Raw genomic sequence first — 15446 nt, forward strand, 5'->3', positions numbered from 1 at the left:
AGACGCAGGTCATGGCTTAAATAAATTTAATGACGATGCTATGTCCATAAAAAATTCCGAGTTGCCCTGAGGGGGTTATTGGTCATAATGAGAGGACGGTCAGCATCCGGAATGTTGTGTCGATTGTGTTGAGGATGTAAAAAAATAGCCGTTTTTCCGGGGTTACTGCGAACCATCGTGGCTGACTGACGTCATACTTTTATCCATCTTTATTGACGGTGTTCTTTTGCGGTGAACACCTCATGTTCTTTGTGTACGATCATCGTTGTTTAGTTGTGACGGTGGGGATGCACAAGCGTATGAAATAGGAGGAAATAGTAGTGAAATTGCCGTTACAAATTACTACCAGAAAAATGTCCCTCTCCAAGAATGCATTTGGAGCCATTCAGAAAAAAGCTCAGAAACTGGAGCAGTTCTTTGATCAGATTATCAGTTGTCGGGTGATGGTGGAGACGCCGCATCGCCATAAGCAACAAGGCCTTTTGTACAACGTACGCGTCGATTTAACGGTCCCCGGTGCTGAATTGGTAGTGAAGCGGGAACCTAACGAGGATATCTACGTTGCCATTCGTGACACATTCGATGCGGCACAGCGTCAGTTGAAAGAGTTTGTTCGTCGTCGTCGAGGCGATGTAAAAAATCACCATAACGGTGTGCATGCAACGCAGTTGCTGGCAGGGCCTTCCTCTAGGGTTAATCACGTTGGTCGGGTCAGGGAATTGTTTGCTGATCAGGGATTTGGCTATTTGGAGGCTGAAGACGGTCGGGAAATATATTTCAGCGGCAGTATTTTGCTGGATGGAGCGTTGGATGAGATGGAAGTTGGTATGCCGGTGCGGTTTGCCGAGAACTTCGCAACCACTCCTGGTCGAGCGTTGGAAGTTAGCATGCGCTAATACTGGCGGATGTTCGGATTAAAACGGGCCCGATACGGGCCCGTTTTCGTTGGGCGGGGGGCAACCAGTTCCGGGATGATTAAAGGTTTGTTTGACGAGTGTCGAAATCCCGGCATGCACATGTTTGTTTCCGGCGACATGGCTTGGAGTCCCTGGTTGGAAAAGGAACCTTTATGGCAAGCCCCTATACGAACATTCCGGATTCGGATGAGAATAGTCTGATCGCTAAATATTCGCCCTTGGTGAAGCGGATCGCTTATCACCTAATGGCGCGCTTGCCATCATCGGTGGTGGTAGATGACTTGATTCAGGCCGGGATGGTTGGTTTGTTGGAAGCCTCAAAGAACTATCGCTCCGAGCTGGGTGCCAGTTTTGAGACATACGCAGGCATTCGTATTCGTGGCTCCATGTTAGACGAATTGCGTCGCAATGACTGGGCGCCCAAGTCGGTGCATCGCAAGACGCGCGAGCTGGCAGAAGTGGTACGTCAGATTGAGGCGCGTACCGGAAGGGATGCGCGTGACAGTGAAGTTGCTCAGGAAATGGGCATTTCGCTGGATGATTACTACAAAATTCTTCAGGATTCCAGCAGTGCCAGAATGTTTGCATTCGAGGAATTGGGCGTTGATGAAGAGGCTCTGGAAAACAGTATTGCAGCACGGATTAATGGTCCACTGGATGACATGCAGGACGAACGTTTTCGCGCTCGTTTGATCGAGGCCATTGCCAGTTTGCCAGAGCGTGAAAAAATGGTAGTGACGTTGTATTATGATTCGGAACTAAATTTGCGTGAGATTGGTTCAGTGGTTGGTGTGAGTGAGTCCCGGATCAGCCAGTTGTTGAGTCAGGCGATGATACGCTTGCGTGCTCGCTTGAAAGATTGGGTAATAGAATAGCTTACCATCGTGTAATAACATCCTTGGCAAGCCGATACAACGAATATGTAGTGAAAGTTAGGTTTGCATATGTCTGCGACAATACAACGAAAGGTACTAACGAATTCGACGCCGCTGTACGAAGAAAATTATCAGCGGCTTAAAGCCTGCTTTCCAACCTTGAGCCGTCTGAGCTACGCTGAAGCGGTCAGTGAAAATAATACGCTGGTTTTACGCTATCAACTGGAAGAAAGTTTTAAATACACAAGCATTATTTCTCTTAGCCTTGTTCCTACTCGAAAAATCCTCGGTATGCCTGCTTGCGATTTACAGCTGCGGATGTATCACGATGCGCATTTGGTCGAAGTCATTGCGTGCCAAGGAGAGTATCGGTTCCTTCCTCAGTACGACTATCCAAATAGCAAAATGTATCAACGCAACGAAAAATATCAGATTAATCAGTTGTTGCGGGACTTGCTTATTTTTTGTCAGCGGATGCGGTTTCATCTTTTGGAATCCTGTGTTCAGCCAACCTGAAGGCTATGCATTCAGTGGCAGGAGGTTTTACGTGAGAGTCCGATCACGTTTTTTGAAAGAAAATCCTAAAAACCACATCTCATTGGCCGATTCCCACCTATGTCAAAGTTAATATGAGTTGCAAAGAGGAGAGTTATGGGAGCGCTGAGAGAAATTATTGAGCAAGAAGAACGGATGGCTGATGAGCTAGAAGATAAATTGCATGCGGATTTGACATATCGTGAGCCAGAATCCGTACAAATTACGGATGAGTGGGACACCATGATGGACGAGTATATGGATGATTTTCAGGACTTCGGTGAATCGGATTCATTTTAAGACTTGTTCCATCCACATAAAAAAACCGCCAAATGGCGGTTTTTTTATGTGTGCTCGGAAAACTCGCGCAGCAGTTGTAGCAGACAATGCCCCGCATTGGTTGGCGTGCGCTGGTGGTGTTGTACGACACCCAATTGGCGATGAGCATCAAATTGGGGAATGGATAGTACCTGCAGATCATCGCTGAGCATGCGCTGCGGCAAGGCGCTCCAACCCAGGCCGACGCTGACCATCATTTTAATCGTTTCTAGATAATTGCTCGACAGGCGGGTGTTGAGGCTGATGCCCAGTGGCAACAGGGCGCGTTCGACTACCGTATGGGTATAGCTGGTACGTGGGGGCAGGATTGCCGGGTAGAGGCTGAGTTGCTCGGGTGTGAAAGCCTCTCGCGCCAGGGGATGGTCTTTGGCGACCACAATGTGCAAGGTGTCGTCCCATAGCGGGGTGGTGATGAGCGCTGGCGGTGCCTGCAATGGCAAAGTTACCACGGCCAGCTCTATGCGGTTGTCTTCCACGGCCTGACAGGCGGATTCCGAATCCAGAAAGTGTAAATCCAGCTCCACCAGCGGGTAGCGTTGGGTGTACTGGCGCAGGATGGGGGGGAGAATATGCAGACCCACGTGATGACTGGTGGCCAGACTTAGCCAGCCACTGACCTGGTTGGAAAGCTGCTCCAGGGCGCGTTTGCTGTCGCCCAGTTGCGTCAAAATGCCGCGTGCGTAGGGTAGCAGGACGCTGCCAGCCTGGGTGAGCACTACCTGGCGATTAATGCGATCGAACAGCCGCCGGCCCAGTTCATCCTCTAATTGCGACACCCGTTTGCTGACCGCAGACTGGGTAAGAAACAGCGCCTTGGCACCTTCGGAAAACGAGCCGGTTTCAGCGACCTTGATAAAAGCCTGCAGGGAGTGGATGTCCATTCATGTATTCCATAATGGAATTGGTTTTATGAAAAATATGAATTTGTGTAATGGATGTCAAGCGATTATGCTGTCTCCATCTAATTTGGAACTGAATACAGGAGAACGCCGTGGCTGGTAAAACCTTATACGACAAGTTATGGGACGCTCACGTGGTGCGCACTGACGCGGATGGAACTGCGTTGCTGTACATCGATCGTCAGTTGGTTCACGAAGTGACCTCGCCGCAGGCTTTCGAGGGCTTGCGTTTGGCAGGTCGCAAACCCTGGCGGGTGAGCGCCAATTTGGCGACCCCAGATCACAATGTGCCGACGACCGACCGTAGCGTGGGTATTGCCGATCCGGTATCGCGCACCCAGGTAGAGACCCTGGGCGCCAACTGCGCTGAGTTCGGTATTACCGAATTCAAGATGGATGACATCCGCCAGGGGATTGTACACGTTGTCGGACCGGAGCAGGGTGCTACCTTGCCGGGCATGACGGTGGTGTGTGGTGATTCCCATACCGCGACCCACGGGGCGTTTGGTGCATTGGCGTTTGGTATAGGCACGTCCGAGGTCGAACACGTCATGGCCACCCAGTGTTTGATTCAGAAAAAAGCCAAGAACATGTTGGTGAGCGTCGATGGCGAGCTTGGCGCGGGTGTGACCGCCAAGGACGTGGTGTTGGCAATTATTCGTGAAATTGGCACTGCAGGCGGCACTGGTTACACCATCGAATTTGCCGGCAGTGCCATTCGTTCGTTGAGCGTGGAAGGTCGCATGACCGTGTGCAACATGGCCATCGAAGCCGGAGCGCGCGCAGGTTTGGTGGCGGTTGATGACAAAACCTTGGCATACGTTAAAGGTCGCCCCTATGCGCCTACCGAACAACAATGGCCTGCTGCAGAGGCATTGTGGCGCGAATTGCACTCTGACGCCGATGCCAGATTTGACGCGGTGGTTCGCATCGACGCGGCCAGCATTCGCCCCGCAGTGACCTGGGGAACGTCGCCTGAGATGGTTGTCTACGTGGATGACAAGGTGCCCGATCCCAGCAAAGAAGCCGATCCAGTCAAGCGCGATGGTATGGAAAAGGCGCTGACCTACATGGGTTTGCAGGCTAACACGCCGATCGAGCAGATTTCGGTAGACAAAGTCTTCATAGGTTCTTGCACCAACTCGCGGATTGAAGATTTACGCGCCGCGGCGCAAGTGGCCAAGGGGCGCAAGGTCGCGGGCAATATCAAACAGGCGCTGGTGGTACCAGGTTCTGGTTTGGTGAAAGCGCAGGCGGAAAAAGAAGGTTTGGACAAAATCTTCGTCGAGGCCGGTTTTGAATGGCGTGAGCCGGGTTGCTCCATGTGCCTGGCGATGAACGCCGACCGTCTGGAACCGGGTGAGCGTTGTGCCTCTACCTCCAACCGCAACTTCGAAGGCCGTCAGGGGCAGGGCGGACGCACGCATCTGGTGAGTCCGGCGATGGCCGCTGCCGCAGCGATTGCTGGGCACTTTGTTGACGTGCGCAAGATGAACTAGGAGAAATCGGATGAAAGCGTTTACCCAGTTAAATGGTTTGGTGGCGCCCATGGATCGCGCCAACGTGGATACGGATGCCATTATTCCCAAGCAGTTTTTGAAGTCCATCAAGCGCAGTGGCTTTGGACCTAACTTGTTTGACGAGTGGCGTTATCTGGATCGTGGCGAGCCTGACGCTGACAACAGCGGCCGTCCCAAAAACCCGGATTTCGTGTTGAATCAGCCTCGTTACCAGGGCGTGAGCATTTTGCTTGCCCGGGAAAACTTCGGCTGTGGCTCCAGTCGCGAACACGCGCCCTGGGCCTTGGAAGACTTCGGTTTTCGCGCGATTATCGCCCCGAGTTTTGCGGACATTTTCTATAACAACTGTTTCAAAAATGGTATTCTGCCGATTAAATTGGATGCAGCAACCGTGGACAGTTTGTTCAAGGAAACCTATGCCAGCGAAGGGTATCGGTTGAATATCGATTTGGCGGCACAGACCATTGTCAGACCCAATGGTGACGCCATTCCGTTTGAGGTTGATCCATTCCGTAAACATTGTTTGCTCAATGGCTTGGACGATATCGGTTTGACCTTGCAGCATGTGGATGACATCAAAGCTTACGAGCAGCGCCGCAAGGTCGTCGCGCCGTGGTTGTTTGCATAAGCGTATTACAGTAACAGGTAGCACAGATGACAAAGAAGATTTTAGTATTGCCCGGTGACGGCATTGGTACCGAGATTGTCGACGAGGCCGTGAAGGTGATTCACTGCCTGCAGGCGGATTTTGGTCTGGATGTGGAATTGACCCACGGTTTGGTAGGTGGTGCGGCGTACGACGCGACGGGCACGCCACTGCCCGAAGAAACGCTGAAAATGGCCAAGGCTTCTGACGCAATCCTGCTGGGTGCGGTCGGTGGTTACAAGTGGGAGTCGCTGGATATTTCCGTGCGCCCTGAAAAAGGTCTGCTGGGACTGCGCTCCAATCTGCAGTTGTTTTCCAACCTGCGTCCGGCGATTTTGTATCCACAACTGGCCAGTGCTTCCACGCTGAAGCCTGAAGTAGTTGCTGGCTTGGACATCATGATTGTGCGTGAATTGACCGGCGGTATTTATTTTGGTCAGCCACGCGGTGTGCGCACCCTGGAAAATGGTGAGCGCCAAGGCTACAACACACTGGTTTACAGCGAATCAGAAATCCGTCGCATCGGTCGTTCTGCGTTTGAAATTGCGATGAAGCGCAACAAGAAAGTGTGCTCCATCGACAAGGCCAACGTACTGGAGTGTACCGAGTTGTGGCGTGAAGTCATGACTGAAGTGGCCAAGGATTACCCGGAAGTTCAGTTGAGCCACATGTACGTGGACAACGCCGCGATGCAGTTGGTGCGTTGGCCAAAGCAGTTCGACGTGGTGGTTACCACCAATATGTTCGGTGATATTTTGTCCGATTGCGCGGCGATGCTGACCGGCTCGATTGGTATGCTGCCATCGGCGTCGCTGAATGCAGAAGGCAAGGGCATGTACGAACCGATTCACGGTTCTGCGCCAGACATCGCTGGCAAGGGCATTGCCAATCCGCTGGCGACGATTTTGTCCGTGTCGATGATGTTGCGTTATTCGCTGGATCGCGGCGATTTGGCAGATCGAGTGGATCGCGCGGTGTCAGAAGTGCTGGATGCCGGCATTCGTACTGCGGACATTTACACCGAAGGTACGCAAAAAGTGAATACCTCCGCTATGGGTGATGCAGTGGTGTCCCACCTTAAACGCGACATGTGGAAAGATATTTCGTCCGGTTTACATGATGAGCACAGTGCCAGCTGCGCACGCGGCGGTAATTTTTCAAACGACAAAGATTGATTTGCTGTAACGCAAAAAGGAAAAAGTAACATGGCGAAGACATACGATGTGGCTGTCGTCGGCGCGACCGGAGCGGTAGGCGAGGCGATGATTTCCATCCTGGAACAGCGCAATTTCCCCGTGGGCAAATTGTATTTGTTGGCCAGCGAGCGCTCTGCGGGTAAACGCGTTGAGTTCAAAGGCAAATACGTTTCCGTGGAAAATCTGGCGGATTTTGATTTCAGCAAGGTACAAATTGGTTTGTTTTCTGCGGGTGGTTCAATCTCTCGCGAGTTTGCGCCCAAGGCGGCTGAAGCAGGTTGTGTGGTCATCGACAACACGTCCGAATTCCGCATGGAAGACGATATTCCGCTGGTGGTGCCCGAGGTGAATCCTCATGCGGTGGCGCAGTACACCAATCGCAACATTATCGCCAATCCAAATTGCTCCACCATCCAAATGCTGGTGGCGTTGAAGCCAATTTACGATGCCGTGGGTATCACTCGCATCAACGTGGCGACCTATCAGGCGGTGTCTGGTACCGGCAAGGAAGCGATTGAAGAACTGGCCTCGCAAACAGCTACTTTGCTCAACGGCAAGAGCATTACCTGCGAAGTCTACCCCAAGCAAATTGCGTTTAACTGCTTGCCGCACATTGATGTCTTCCAAGATAATGGTTACACCCGCGAAGAAATGAAGATGGTGTGGGAAACCAGAAAAATTCTGGAAGACGACCAGATTCAGGTGAATCCGACCGCAGTGCGCGTGCCGGTATTTTTTGGCCACTCGGAAGCGGTACACATTGAGACCCGTGAAAAAATCACTACGCTGATGGCGCGCGATCTGCTCGAGGCCGCTCCTGGCATCGTGTTGATGGACAAGCGTGAAGCGGGTGGTTATCCCACGCCAGTGACTGAGGCAGCGGGCAATGATCCGGTCTACGTCGGACGTATTCGCGAAGATATTTCTCATCCAAAAGGTTTGAATCTTTGGGTTGTTGCAGATAATGTTCGTAAAGGTGCGGCGCTCAACAGTATTCAGATTGCGGAGCTGCTGATCGACAAATACCTTTAGTAGGTTTGTTTGAGGACGTAAACAGCTGCATGGATTGTTTTAAAACTCGCAAGAAATTTTTGTGGCGCAAATCCCTGGTGGGATTTGCGCTTTCTGCGTTGCTGTTGCCTGGAGCAGCTTCTGCTTTGGGCATGGGCAATATTCAGGTGAAATCCACCCTGCAGCAACCGCTGCAGGCACAAATTGAATTGTTGGATATTGATCCACAGCAACTGGATTATGTGCGGGTGAATCTGGCTGATCGTGCGTTGTTTACCCGCATGGGGTTGCAACGTACCGAGTTGCTGGAGCAGTTGAAATTCAATGTGCAAAAGCTCAAGGATGGACGTTACGTCATCGTGGTCAGCACGGAGAAACCGGTTGCTGAACCCTTTTTAAATTTTCTGATTGATGTGGATTGGGGTACAGGGCGCAGCTTCCGCGAATTTACCGTGCTGCTCGATCCGCCGGTGTTTCAAAGTGGTTCTGCGACTGCACCAGTGGTGGCACCAGAGGTTGTACCGTCGCGCGTAGTGACGACGCCTCCGCCAGCCGCTGATGTTGCACCTTCCGCTCCAGCGGCGGCTGAGCCAGTTGCGTCTTCGCCGGTGGTCGCGGTTGCACCAACGTCGGCGCAAACAGCTGCAGCATCTGGCGCTGGTCAATTCCGTCTGCAAAAAGGTCCGGTCAAAAAAGGCCAGATGCTTTGGAATATTGCCAACGATGCGCGACCCAGCGACGTGTCGGTGAATCAGATGATGCTGGCGTTGCTTAAGGAAAATCCCGACGCGTTTTTCGGTGACAACGTCAACATGCTCAAGGAAGGTTCGATCCTTCGCCTGAGCAGCGAGGACGCGGTGCGGATGTTTGGTTCGCGCGAAGCGATGCTAGAGATTGCCAAACAGAACAAAACCTGGTTGGAATATCGCCGTCAGTTGCAGGCGAACTCTGCCGTTGCCAGTGGCTCGGCCAGTGGCAAATTGCTTGGCGATCAGTCGGGCAGTGGGCAGGGCACTGGGGCAGCTCCGGTACAGCAAAAACGCCTGGAATTGGTGGCCCCCGAAGGTGACGATGCATCCCGTGCGGCGGTTGCCAGTGAAATCCAGCACCTGGAAAAACAAATTAATGAGCTGACCAATCAGTTGGCTATGTCGCGCGAAAGTGTGACGGCCGCCAAAGAAGAAAACAAAGAGCTGCGGACTCGCCTGGATGCGCTCAAGGAACAGATGACGGCGATGCAAAGCCTGATTGCGCTGAAGGATCAGGAACTGGAAATGTTGCGTGCCCAGCCTGCACCGGATGCACAAGCGGGAGACCCGCTGCTGAGTCTGGATACGCCGCAACAGGATCAGCCACTGTCAGACAAGGCTGCCAACGAGAAAGTGGCAGAACCCAGTATCTGGCGTGACCCGCTGGTTCTGGCGACGCTCGGCGGGGTCGTGTTTTTGGTGATGTTGTTGGCTTGGATGTTGGGCCGCAATCGCAAGCGTGAGCAATCCCTGGATGATTTTGACAAACAAGTTGCCAAGCTTGCCAGCGATGAGCAAGACAGCGATTTTCGCCCGCAGGACAGCAAGTTTGTTCCCGAGGGTGCGCTGACAGAGGTTGCGCAGGATTCCGAACTTGAGCATTCAACGATTGCTGCCAGCAATGCGGCTGACAGTGAACCATTAGGCGATTTTGCCCAAGGCAAAATGGTTGAAGTGGGCGAGGTGAAAACCTCTGCTGTGGATGCCTTGACCGAAGCCGATTTGTACATTGCCTACGAAAAATACGATAAGGCCAAGGAAGTGCTGAATGCCGCATTGGAGCGTGAGCCCGATGCGCTGACCTTGCGCTTGAAACGACTGGAAGTGTTGGCCTTGTTGCGAAATGCCGATGCGTTTGAGGAAGAAGCCGAGGAGATGTTTGCTGCGCTGGGTGGCAATGAACATCACCCCATGTGGCAGGCGGTGCTGGAATACAGTCGCCACCTGCACAGCAGCAACCCGTTGTTTGATGATCACGAGTCTGAGCCGTCGCAGCAGCGTAGTCAATTTGTGGATCCGGCAATGGCATTGGTGGATCATCATTCACAAGCGGACAGCCACATTGCGGATTTGTCATTGGGTGACTTGCGCGATAAGGGCGACGTCGCCGTGCTGCAAGAAGAAGACAGCGTTGCCTTGCTGAGTGAGCTGGAGTCCATCGCGTCCGCCTTGGATGAAGTGCTGCAGGAAGAACGCAGCACAGGCTATATCCCTGTGGATATGGTTTCGCCAGGATCGGCAACGACCCAGTTCCCGGTCGAAGCATTTGAGCAGCCTGTTTCAGAGCCTGTGGCTCAGGAGTCGGAGACGCCAGCGGCATCGGACTATGAGGAGCTGGAGTGGCGGCCGGATGTGGTGACCGAACTGGTTCCTGGTCAGCCGCAGAGCGAAGTTGCGCAGGCACGTGATGAGGATTTTCGCGCGATTCGCGAAGCCTTGGAAGAGGTTGGTCTGGACGACGAACCGCATAGAAAAACTGGTGTGGCCGAACTTCAGGATTCGGATAATCTTGAGCCACTCAAGCAGGATGTAGATTCCGTGTATTTGTTAGATGATGAAGTAGGTAGTAAATTGGACTTGGCGCGAGCGTATCTGGAAATGGACGAGGACAAACGCGCCGAAGATTTACTGAGAGCGGTGCTGGAAGACGGCACTGAAAAGCAACAACAGGAAGCGACTGATTTGTTGCAGCTGATTGGCAAGGGATCGCAGCATTCTTGATTGTTGCGATACGAACCCGCATAAAAAAGCCCGGCATTTGCCGGGCTTTTTTGTTGGTCTGTCACACGAGGCGTTTATGCCTCGAAGCGACGGAAGACCAGGCTGGCATTGGTACCGCCAAAGCCAAAGCTGTTGGACAACACGGTGTTCAGTCGTGCGTTGGTGATGGTTTCGCGAACCACGGGCACACCAGCAGCTTCGGGATCCAGCTCGGTGATGTTGGCGGACGCAGCGATAAAATCACCTGCCATCATCAGCAAGCAGTAGATGGCTTCGTGCACACCCGCTGCGCCCAGCGAATGACCGCTCAGTGACTTGGTGGAGGAAATCTTCGGAACCTTGTTGCCGAAAACTTCGCGCACGGCCTGAAGTTCTTTCATGTCGCCAGCAGGTGTGGACGTGCCATGGGCATTGATGTAATCCACCGGGGTGTCGACCGTAGCCAGCGCCTGCTGCATGCAGCGCACCGCGCCCTCGCCGGAGGGTTGAACCATGTCGTAACCATCGGACGTTGCGCCGTAGCCTACCAGTTCAGCGTAGATTTTCGCGCCACGGGCTTTGGCGTGTTCCAGTTCCTCAAGAACCAACATGCCACCGCCACCGGCGATCACAAAACCATCGCGATTGGCGTCGTATGCGCGTGATGCGGTTGCGGGAGCCTCGTTGTACTTGGAAGATAGCGCACCCATGCCGTCAAACATGGCCGACATGCTCCAGTCCAGTTCTTCGCCGCCACCGGCAAAAATCACGTCCTGTTTGCCCATCTGGATCAGTTCCATTGCGTTGCCAATGCAGTGAGCACTGGTTGAACACGCGGAGCTGATGGAGTAGTTAACGCCCTTGATTTTGAATGGCGTGGCCAGACAAGCCGAGGTTGTCGAACCCATCGTCCGGGTCACCATGTACGGACCTACGCGACGAATGCCTTTTTCACGCAGGGTATCGGCACACACCACGGTGTTGGAGGTGGAACCACCGCCAGAGCCGACAATCAAACCTGTACGGACGTTGGACACTTGATCCTCGCCCAGACCTGAGTCCTTGACCGCCTGATCCATCGCAATATATGCGTAGGCCGCTGCGTCCCCCATGAAGCGCAATAGTTTGCGATCAACGAGTTCTTCAACGTTTATTTTGACCGGTGCATGCACATGGCTGCGAAAACCCATTTCTGCATAGGTTTCCGAAAACTCGATGCCGGATTTACCATTTTTGAGGGAATCGGCGACTTCACTGGCATTATTGCCAATGCTGGAAACAATTCCGATTCCGGTGACTACTACACGTCTCAACTTGATCCCCTTTAGAAGTCATCAGTGGAGGTAAACAGCCCTACGCGCAAGCCGTTGGCGGTATAAATTTCTTTACCATCTGCTTCCAGGCTGGCGTCGGCAATACCCATCACAAGTTTACGCATGATAACGCGTTTGAGATTGATTCGGTAGGTAACCGTTTTAACTTTGGGGGTAACCTGACCTGTAAATTTTACTTCGTCTGAACCTAGGGCGCGACCACGGCCTGGGCCGCCGATCCAACCCAGATAGAAGCCGACCAGCTGCCACATGGCATCCAGTCCCAAACAGCCGGGCATAACTGGGTCGTTTTCAAAGTGGCAGGCAAAAAACCACAGATCGGGAGTTATGTCCAATTCGGCAACGATTTCGCCTTTGCCGTATTTGCCACCGTCCTCGTTGATGACGGTAATGCGATCAAACATAAGCATCGGCGGTAGTGGCAGTTGTGCGTTACCAGGGCCAAACAGCTCCCCATGCCCACATTGTAAAAGCTCTTCCCGGGTGTAGCTGCTTTTCTTTTCCATTGTCATCACTTCAAATATCGATAGGGTCTGCCGCGCAAAAATATGCGGCGGTGGCAAAAGCGGATAAGCTACCACAAAACGGCAATTTTTTTAAATAGAAGGCGCAATTTGTCGCGGTAAAGGTCAGAAAATGAGCAAAAAAAGCCTTTCGGCTTTCCGTTGGCGAGATTGTTTGGCCAAACTGGACGTTCGCAACCCCGATCGCGCCGCGCGATTGATGATGGCGAGGTGGTTCAAGGTGGCCTCGTTGAGTATCAAATCGCACGAACTGCCGTGGCTGACGGAGGCTGATCGGTGCGTGTGGGATACGCCTTGTGGTCAGCTTCCGGGATATTGCTGGCCGGGGATAGGTCAGCCCGTGTTGCTGCTACACGGTTGGGGTGGGCGCGCCAGTCAGATGGCATTTATTGGTCAGCAATTGTCTGCTGCGGACATTCCAAGTCTGGCGTTTGACGCGCCGGCTCATGGCGATGCCGGTGGCCGTCACAGCACGGTGTTACAGATGGCGCAGGCGTTTGCGAATGTTGCGGCCAGCGTCGGCGGCATTCGGGCGGTGGTGACGCACTCGTACAGCGTGGGCGCGGTGTTGCTGGCGCACAAAGAGTTTGGGGTTCGGTTCGACAAAATGGTGGCGATCAGCCCTTCGGCCTATCCACTTGCGCGATTTGACGAGTTTGTGCGACCACTGGCGCTCAGTGAAGCAACCTTGCAGGCGTTTGAAAAATTACTGGCACGACGCATGGGGGCGCACTGGTGGCAGCGGATTGCGCCACTGAATAACGTGGCCCAGTGTCAGGCGCAAGGGCTGATTATTCACGACAGACAGGACGGTATTGTGCCCCTGGCCGAAGCCAGTGCCTTGCAGCAGCATTGGCCTGGTTCGCAGTTGGTGCAAACCGATGGCTTGGGGCATATTCGGATTTTGTCTGCGCCAGTGGTGGCGCAGACCATACGGGAATTTTTATGAAAAATTGGCTTCGGCGGTTTCAACCGTGTTGTACATCAACATGGCGACGGTCATCGGGCCGACGCCGCCAGGGACGGGGGTAATCCAGCCGGCGCGCTTTTCGGCAGTCGCAAAATCCACGTCACCTTCCAGCTTGCCAGATTCCAGGCGATGAATGCCGATGTCGATCACGACCGCGCCTTCCTTGATCCATTCACCTTTGATCAGGCGGTGTTTGCCGGCGGCGGCGACCAGAATATCGGCCTGTGCCACGTGCCCAGCCAGGTCGGTGGTGAAGCGGTGACAGGTCGTGACTGTGGCGCCTGCCAGCAACAATTCCAGCGACACAGGGCGGCCGACGTGGTTGGAGGCACCCACCACCACGGCATGTTTGCCCTTGGCAGTGATGCCGGCAAATTCGAGCAGCTTCATCACGCCAAACGGTGTGCACGAGCGCAGGGTTGGCGAACGGGTGGCCAGTCGGCCAATGTTATAGGGATGGAAACCATCGACATCCTTTTCGGGGCGGATGGTCTCGATTACTTTCTCAAAATTGATGTGCGCGGGCAGCGGTGCCTGAACCAGAATGCCGTGGACGGAGTTGTCCAGATTCAGTTCATCAATTAGCTTGAGCAATTCCGCTTCGCTGGTGCTGGCGGGCAAGCGATACGAGGTGGAAATGATGCCGACGTCTTTGCAGGCATTTTCCTTATTGTGGACATAAACCTTGGAGGCAGGATCTTCACCGATCAGAATGACGGCCAGGCCAGGGGCTGATTTGCCGGCCGCAATGCGAGCGCGTACCCGCTCTGCCAATTGTTCCCGGATTTTTTGAGAAATTGCTTTGCCATCAATAAGTTTTGCCATGGTGTATCCTGGATAAAAAGTGCGATTGTAACGGTGGATGGGCGAAAAGGCCCATAGTTTCGCATGGCAATGACCTAAGGCCAAGACTCTAAACAAAAAATTGACGCTGTTTTGATCGAACGCGCTGATTTTGTGAAAAAAGGCGAATATTTTCATTGACCTCAACCCGAATGCGACCTATCATTTGCCCCGCTTTACAGCACAGGCCGGTAGGCCGAAAACGTCGGGGTATAGCGCAGTCTGGTAGCGCGTCTGCTTTGGGAGCAGAATGTCGGGAGTTCGAATCTCTCTACCCCGACCACTTTTTTTTACACCTCGCAGGTTTAAACATTGCGCCCGTAGCTCACTCGGATAGAGCATCGGCCTTCTAAGCCGAGGGTAGCAGGTTCGAATCCTGCCGGGCGCGCCATAAGTTTATGGTGGCTATAGCTCAGTCGGTAGAGCCCCGGATTGTGATTCCGGTTGTCGTGGGTTCGAGCCCCATTAGCCACCCCATTTTCTGAAAAGCCGACCTCTAGGTCGGCTTTTTTTATGTCCGCAAAATTTCCGTAATCTGATCGAAGTGTCCAATCCGTGCTGAAAATCTCCAACAAAGTGATGATCTTTGACCACGAACTGGAGTGGAGCTTCATTCGCGCCCAGGGGGCGGGTGGTCAGCACGTCAATAAAACCTCCAGCGCGGTGCAATTACACTTCAATATCGTTCACTCCTCTTTGCCAGAATTGTATAAGCAGCGATTGCTGGCGTTCAGTGATCAGCGCATCACCAAGGATGGCGTTATCGTCATCAAGGCGCAGGAGCATCGCAGTCAGTTGCAGAATAAAGAGGATGCGCTGCTGCGGCTCAAAGAGTTAATCGAGCAGGCAACGGTGGTGCAGAAAACCCGTAGGGCAACCAAGCCCACCCGCAGTTCGCAGAAACGGCGAATGGACAGCAAGAGCAAGCGGGGAGAAGTGAAAAAAATGCGCGGGAGGGTGGACGACTGATTTTTCTCTGCTTCAACAAGCCATCTGTCGCGTTGCCGAATCAAGGCGAGCACAAAAACTAGCCAAGCTCACGGGGTTGGCTTGCATCCGGGATTAAACACCTGTTCAATATACGCCTTTTATTGGCATGGTTATTTCAA

The 15446-nt window shown here is 53.2% G+C and carries 14 protein-coding genes, 3 tRNA genes and 1 pseudogene; 14 read left to right on the forward strand and 4 right to left on the reverse strand.

Annotation, left to right across the window (positions count from 1 at the left end; genetic code table 11):
* Positions 1-320 precede the first annotated feature (320 nt).
* From OEW58_03175 to OEW58_03190, 4 genes are all read left to right on the forward strand, one after another.
* Positions 321-896 (forward strand): HPF/RaiA family ribosome-associated protein, encoded by a 576-nt coding sequence (locus tag OEW58_03175; protein ID MDH5300348.1) that lies wholly within the window; start codon positions 321-323, stop codon positions 894-896.
* A 173-nt stretch (positions 897-1069) separates the two neighbouring features.
* Positions 1070-1792 carry an RNA polymerase sigma factor FliA gene (locus OEW58_03180; protein MDH5300349.1) on the forward strand — a complete coding sequence of 241 codons (723 nt, stop codon included), beginning with the start codon at positions 1070-1072 and terminating at the stop codon, positions 1790-1792.
* A gap of 69 nt (positions 1793-1861) precedes the next feature.
* Entirely contained in the window at positions 1862-2308 is a 447-nt protein-coding gene (locus tag OEW58_03185; protein MDH5300350.1) for a DUF1249 domain-containing protein, read from the forward strand.
* Between the two features lie 135 nt (positions 2309-2443).
* On the forward strand, positions 2444-2626 hold the full coding sequence (locus tag OEW58_03190) for a hypothetical protein (GenBank protein MDH5300351.1): 183 nt from the start codon (positions 2444-2446) through the stop codon (positions 2624-2626).
* Between the two features lie 44 nt (positions 2627-2670).
* On the opposite strand, the gene OEW58_03195 is transcribed toward OEW58_03190, so the two are convergent.
* Positions 2671-3546: a LysR family transcriptional regulator gene (locus OEW58_03195; protein ID MDH5300352.1), complete on the reverse strand. Its 876-nt coding sequence runs from the start codon at positions 3544-3546 to the stop codon at positions 2671-2673.
* 110 nt (positions 3547-3656) lie between these two features.
* Here OEW58_03195 and leuC point away from each other — a divergent pair, with 110 nt between their 5' ends.
* From leuC to OEW58_03220, 5 genes and pseudogenes are all read left to right on the forward strand, one after another.
* Positions 3657-5063, forward strand: a complete 1407-nt coding sequence (leuC, locus tag OEW58_03200; protein MDH5300353.1) for a 3-isopropylmalate dehydratase large subunit — start codon at positions 3657-3659, stop codon at positions 5061-5063.
* A gap of 10 nt (positions 5064-5073) precedes the next feature.
* Entirely contained in the window at positions 5074-5712 is a 639-nt protein-coding gene (leuD, locus tag OEW58_03205; protein MDH5300354.1) for a 3-isopropylmalate dehydratase small subunit, read from the forward strand.
* A gap of 26 nt (positions 5713-5738) precedes the next feature.
* Positions 5739-6812 (forward strand): annotated as a pseudogene (gene leuB, locus OEW58_03210) (3-isopropylmalate dehydrogenase).
* Between the two features lie 123 nt (positions 6813-6935).
* Positions 6936-7958, forward strand: a complete 1023-nt coding sequence (locus tag OEW58_03215) for an aspartate-semialdehyde dehydrogenase (protein ID MDH5300355.1) — start codon at positions 6936-6938, stop codon at positions 7956-7958.
* Between the two features lie 29 nt (positions 7959-7987).
* On the forward strand, positions 7988-10687 hold the full coding sequence (locus OEW58_03220) for a hypothetical protein (GenBank protein ID MDH5300356.1): 2700 nt from the start codon (positions 7988-7990) through the stop codon (positions 10685-10687).
* Positions 10688-10761: 74 nt separating this feature from the next.
* On the opposite strand, the gene fabB is transcribed toward OEW58_03220, so the two are convergent.
* Both fabB and fabA read right to left on the reverse strand, forming a co-directional pair.
* Positions 10762-11979 (reverse strand): beta-ketoacyl-ACP synthase I, encoded by a 1218-nt coding sequence (gene fabB, locus OEW58_03225; GenBank protein ID MDH5300357.1) that lies wholly within the window; start codon positions 11977-11979, stop codon positions 10762-10764.
* An 11-nt stretch (positions 11980-11990) separates the two neighbouring features.
* Complete coding sequence (gene fabA, locus OEW58_03230) at positions 11991-12506, reverse strand: 3-hydroxyacyl-[acyl-carrier-protein] dehydratase FabA (GenBank protein MDH5300358.1); 516 nt, start codon at positions 12504-12506, stop codon at positions 11991-11993.
* Positions 12507-12636: 130 nt separating this feature from the next.
* Here fabA and OEW58_03235 point away from each other — a divergent pair, with 130 nt between their 5' ends.
* Positions 12637-13473 (forward strand): alpha/beta hydrolase, encoded by an 837-nt coding sequence (locus OEW58_03235; protein MDH5300359.1) that lies wholly within the window; start codon positions 12637-12639, stop codon positions 13471-13473.
* Here the strand turns inward: OEW58_03235 and folD are convergent.
* Positions 13468-14319, reverse strand: coding sequence for a bifunctional methylenetetrahydrofolate dehydrogenase/methenyltetrahydrofolate cyclohydrolase FolD (folD, locus tag OEW58_03240; protein ID MDH5300360.1), 852 nt, complete (start codon positions 14317-14319; stop codon positions 13468-13470). The two genes, OEW58_03235 and folD, sit on opposite strands and share 6 nt — an antisense overlap.
* Before the next feature lie 224 nt (positions 14320-14543).
* On the opposite strand from folD, the gene OEW58_03245 reads away from it, so the two are divergent.
* The 4 genes from OEW58_03245 to arfB all read left to right on the forward strand — a co-directional run bounded on the left by OEW58_03245 (position 14544) and on the right by arfB (position 15306).
* Positions 14544-14620, forward strand: a tRNA-Pro gene (locus OEW58_03245).
* Positions 14621-14651: 31 nt separating this feature from the next.
* Positions 14652-14728: transfer RNA gene (locus OEW58_03250), tRNA-Arg, on the forward strand.
* A 10-nt stretch (positions 14729-14738) separates the two neighbouring features.
* Positions 14739-14814 (forward strand) — tRNA-His (locus OEW58_03255).
* Between the two features lie 78 nt (positions 14815-14892).
* On the forward strand, positions 14893-15306 hold the full coding sequence (gene arfB / locus OEW58_03260; protein ID MDH5300361.1) for an alternative ribosome rescue aminoacyl-tRNA hydrolase ArfB: 414 nt from the start codon (positions 14893-14895) through the stop codon (positions 15304-15306).
* Positions 15307-15446: the final 140 nt, after the last annotated feature.

This window comes from Gammaproteobacteria bacterium (assembly GCA_029884425.1).
GTDB lineage: Bacteria > Pseudomonadota > Gammaproteobacteria > S012-40 > S012-40 > JAOUHV01.

Excerpts from the sequence above, each read along its gene's own strand:
- OEW58_03180 (MDH5300349.1), top strand. The coding sequence starts at position 1,070 with ATGGCAAGCCCCTATACGAACATTCCGGATTCGGATGAGAATAGTCTG.
- OEW58_03185 (MDH5300350.1), top strand. The coding sequence starts at position 1,862 with ATGTCTGCGACAATACAACGAAAGGTACTAACGAATTCGACGCCGCTG.
- OEW58_03190 (MDH5300351.1), top strand. The coding sequence starts at position 2,444 with ATGGGAGCGCTGAGAGAAATTATTGAGCAAGAAGAACGGATGGCTGAT.
- OEW58_03195 (MDH5300352.1), bottom strand. The coding sequence starts at position 3,546 with ATGGACATCCACTCCCTGCAGGCTTTTATCAAGGTCGCTGAAACCGGC.
- leuD (MDH5300354.1), top strand. The coding sequence starts at position 5,074 with ATGAAAGCGTTTACCCAGTTAAATGGTTTGGTGGCGCCCATGGATCGC.
- OEW58_03215 (MDH5300355.1), top strand. The coding sequence starts at position 6,936 with ATGGCGAAGACATACGATGTGGCTGTCGTCGGCGCGACCGGAGCGGTA.
- OEW58_03220 (MDH5300356.1), top strand. The coding sequence starts at position 7,988 with ATGGATTGTTTTAAAACTCGCAAGAAATTTTTGTGGCGCAAATCCCTG.
- fabA (MDH5300358.1), bottom strand. The coding sequence starts at position 12,506 with ATGGAAAAGAAAAGCAGCTACACCCGGGAAGAGCTTTTACAATGTGGG.
- OEW58_03235 (MDH5300359.1), top strand. The coding sequence starts at position 12,637 with ATGAGCAAAAAAAGCCTTTCGGCTTTCCGTTGGCGAGATTGTTTGGCC.
- folD (MDH5300360.1), bottom strand. The coding sequence starts at position 14,319 with ATGGCAAAACTTATTGATGGCAAAGCAATTTCTCAAAAAATCCGGGAA.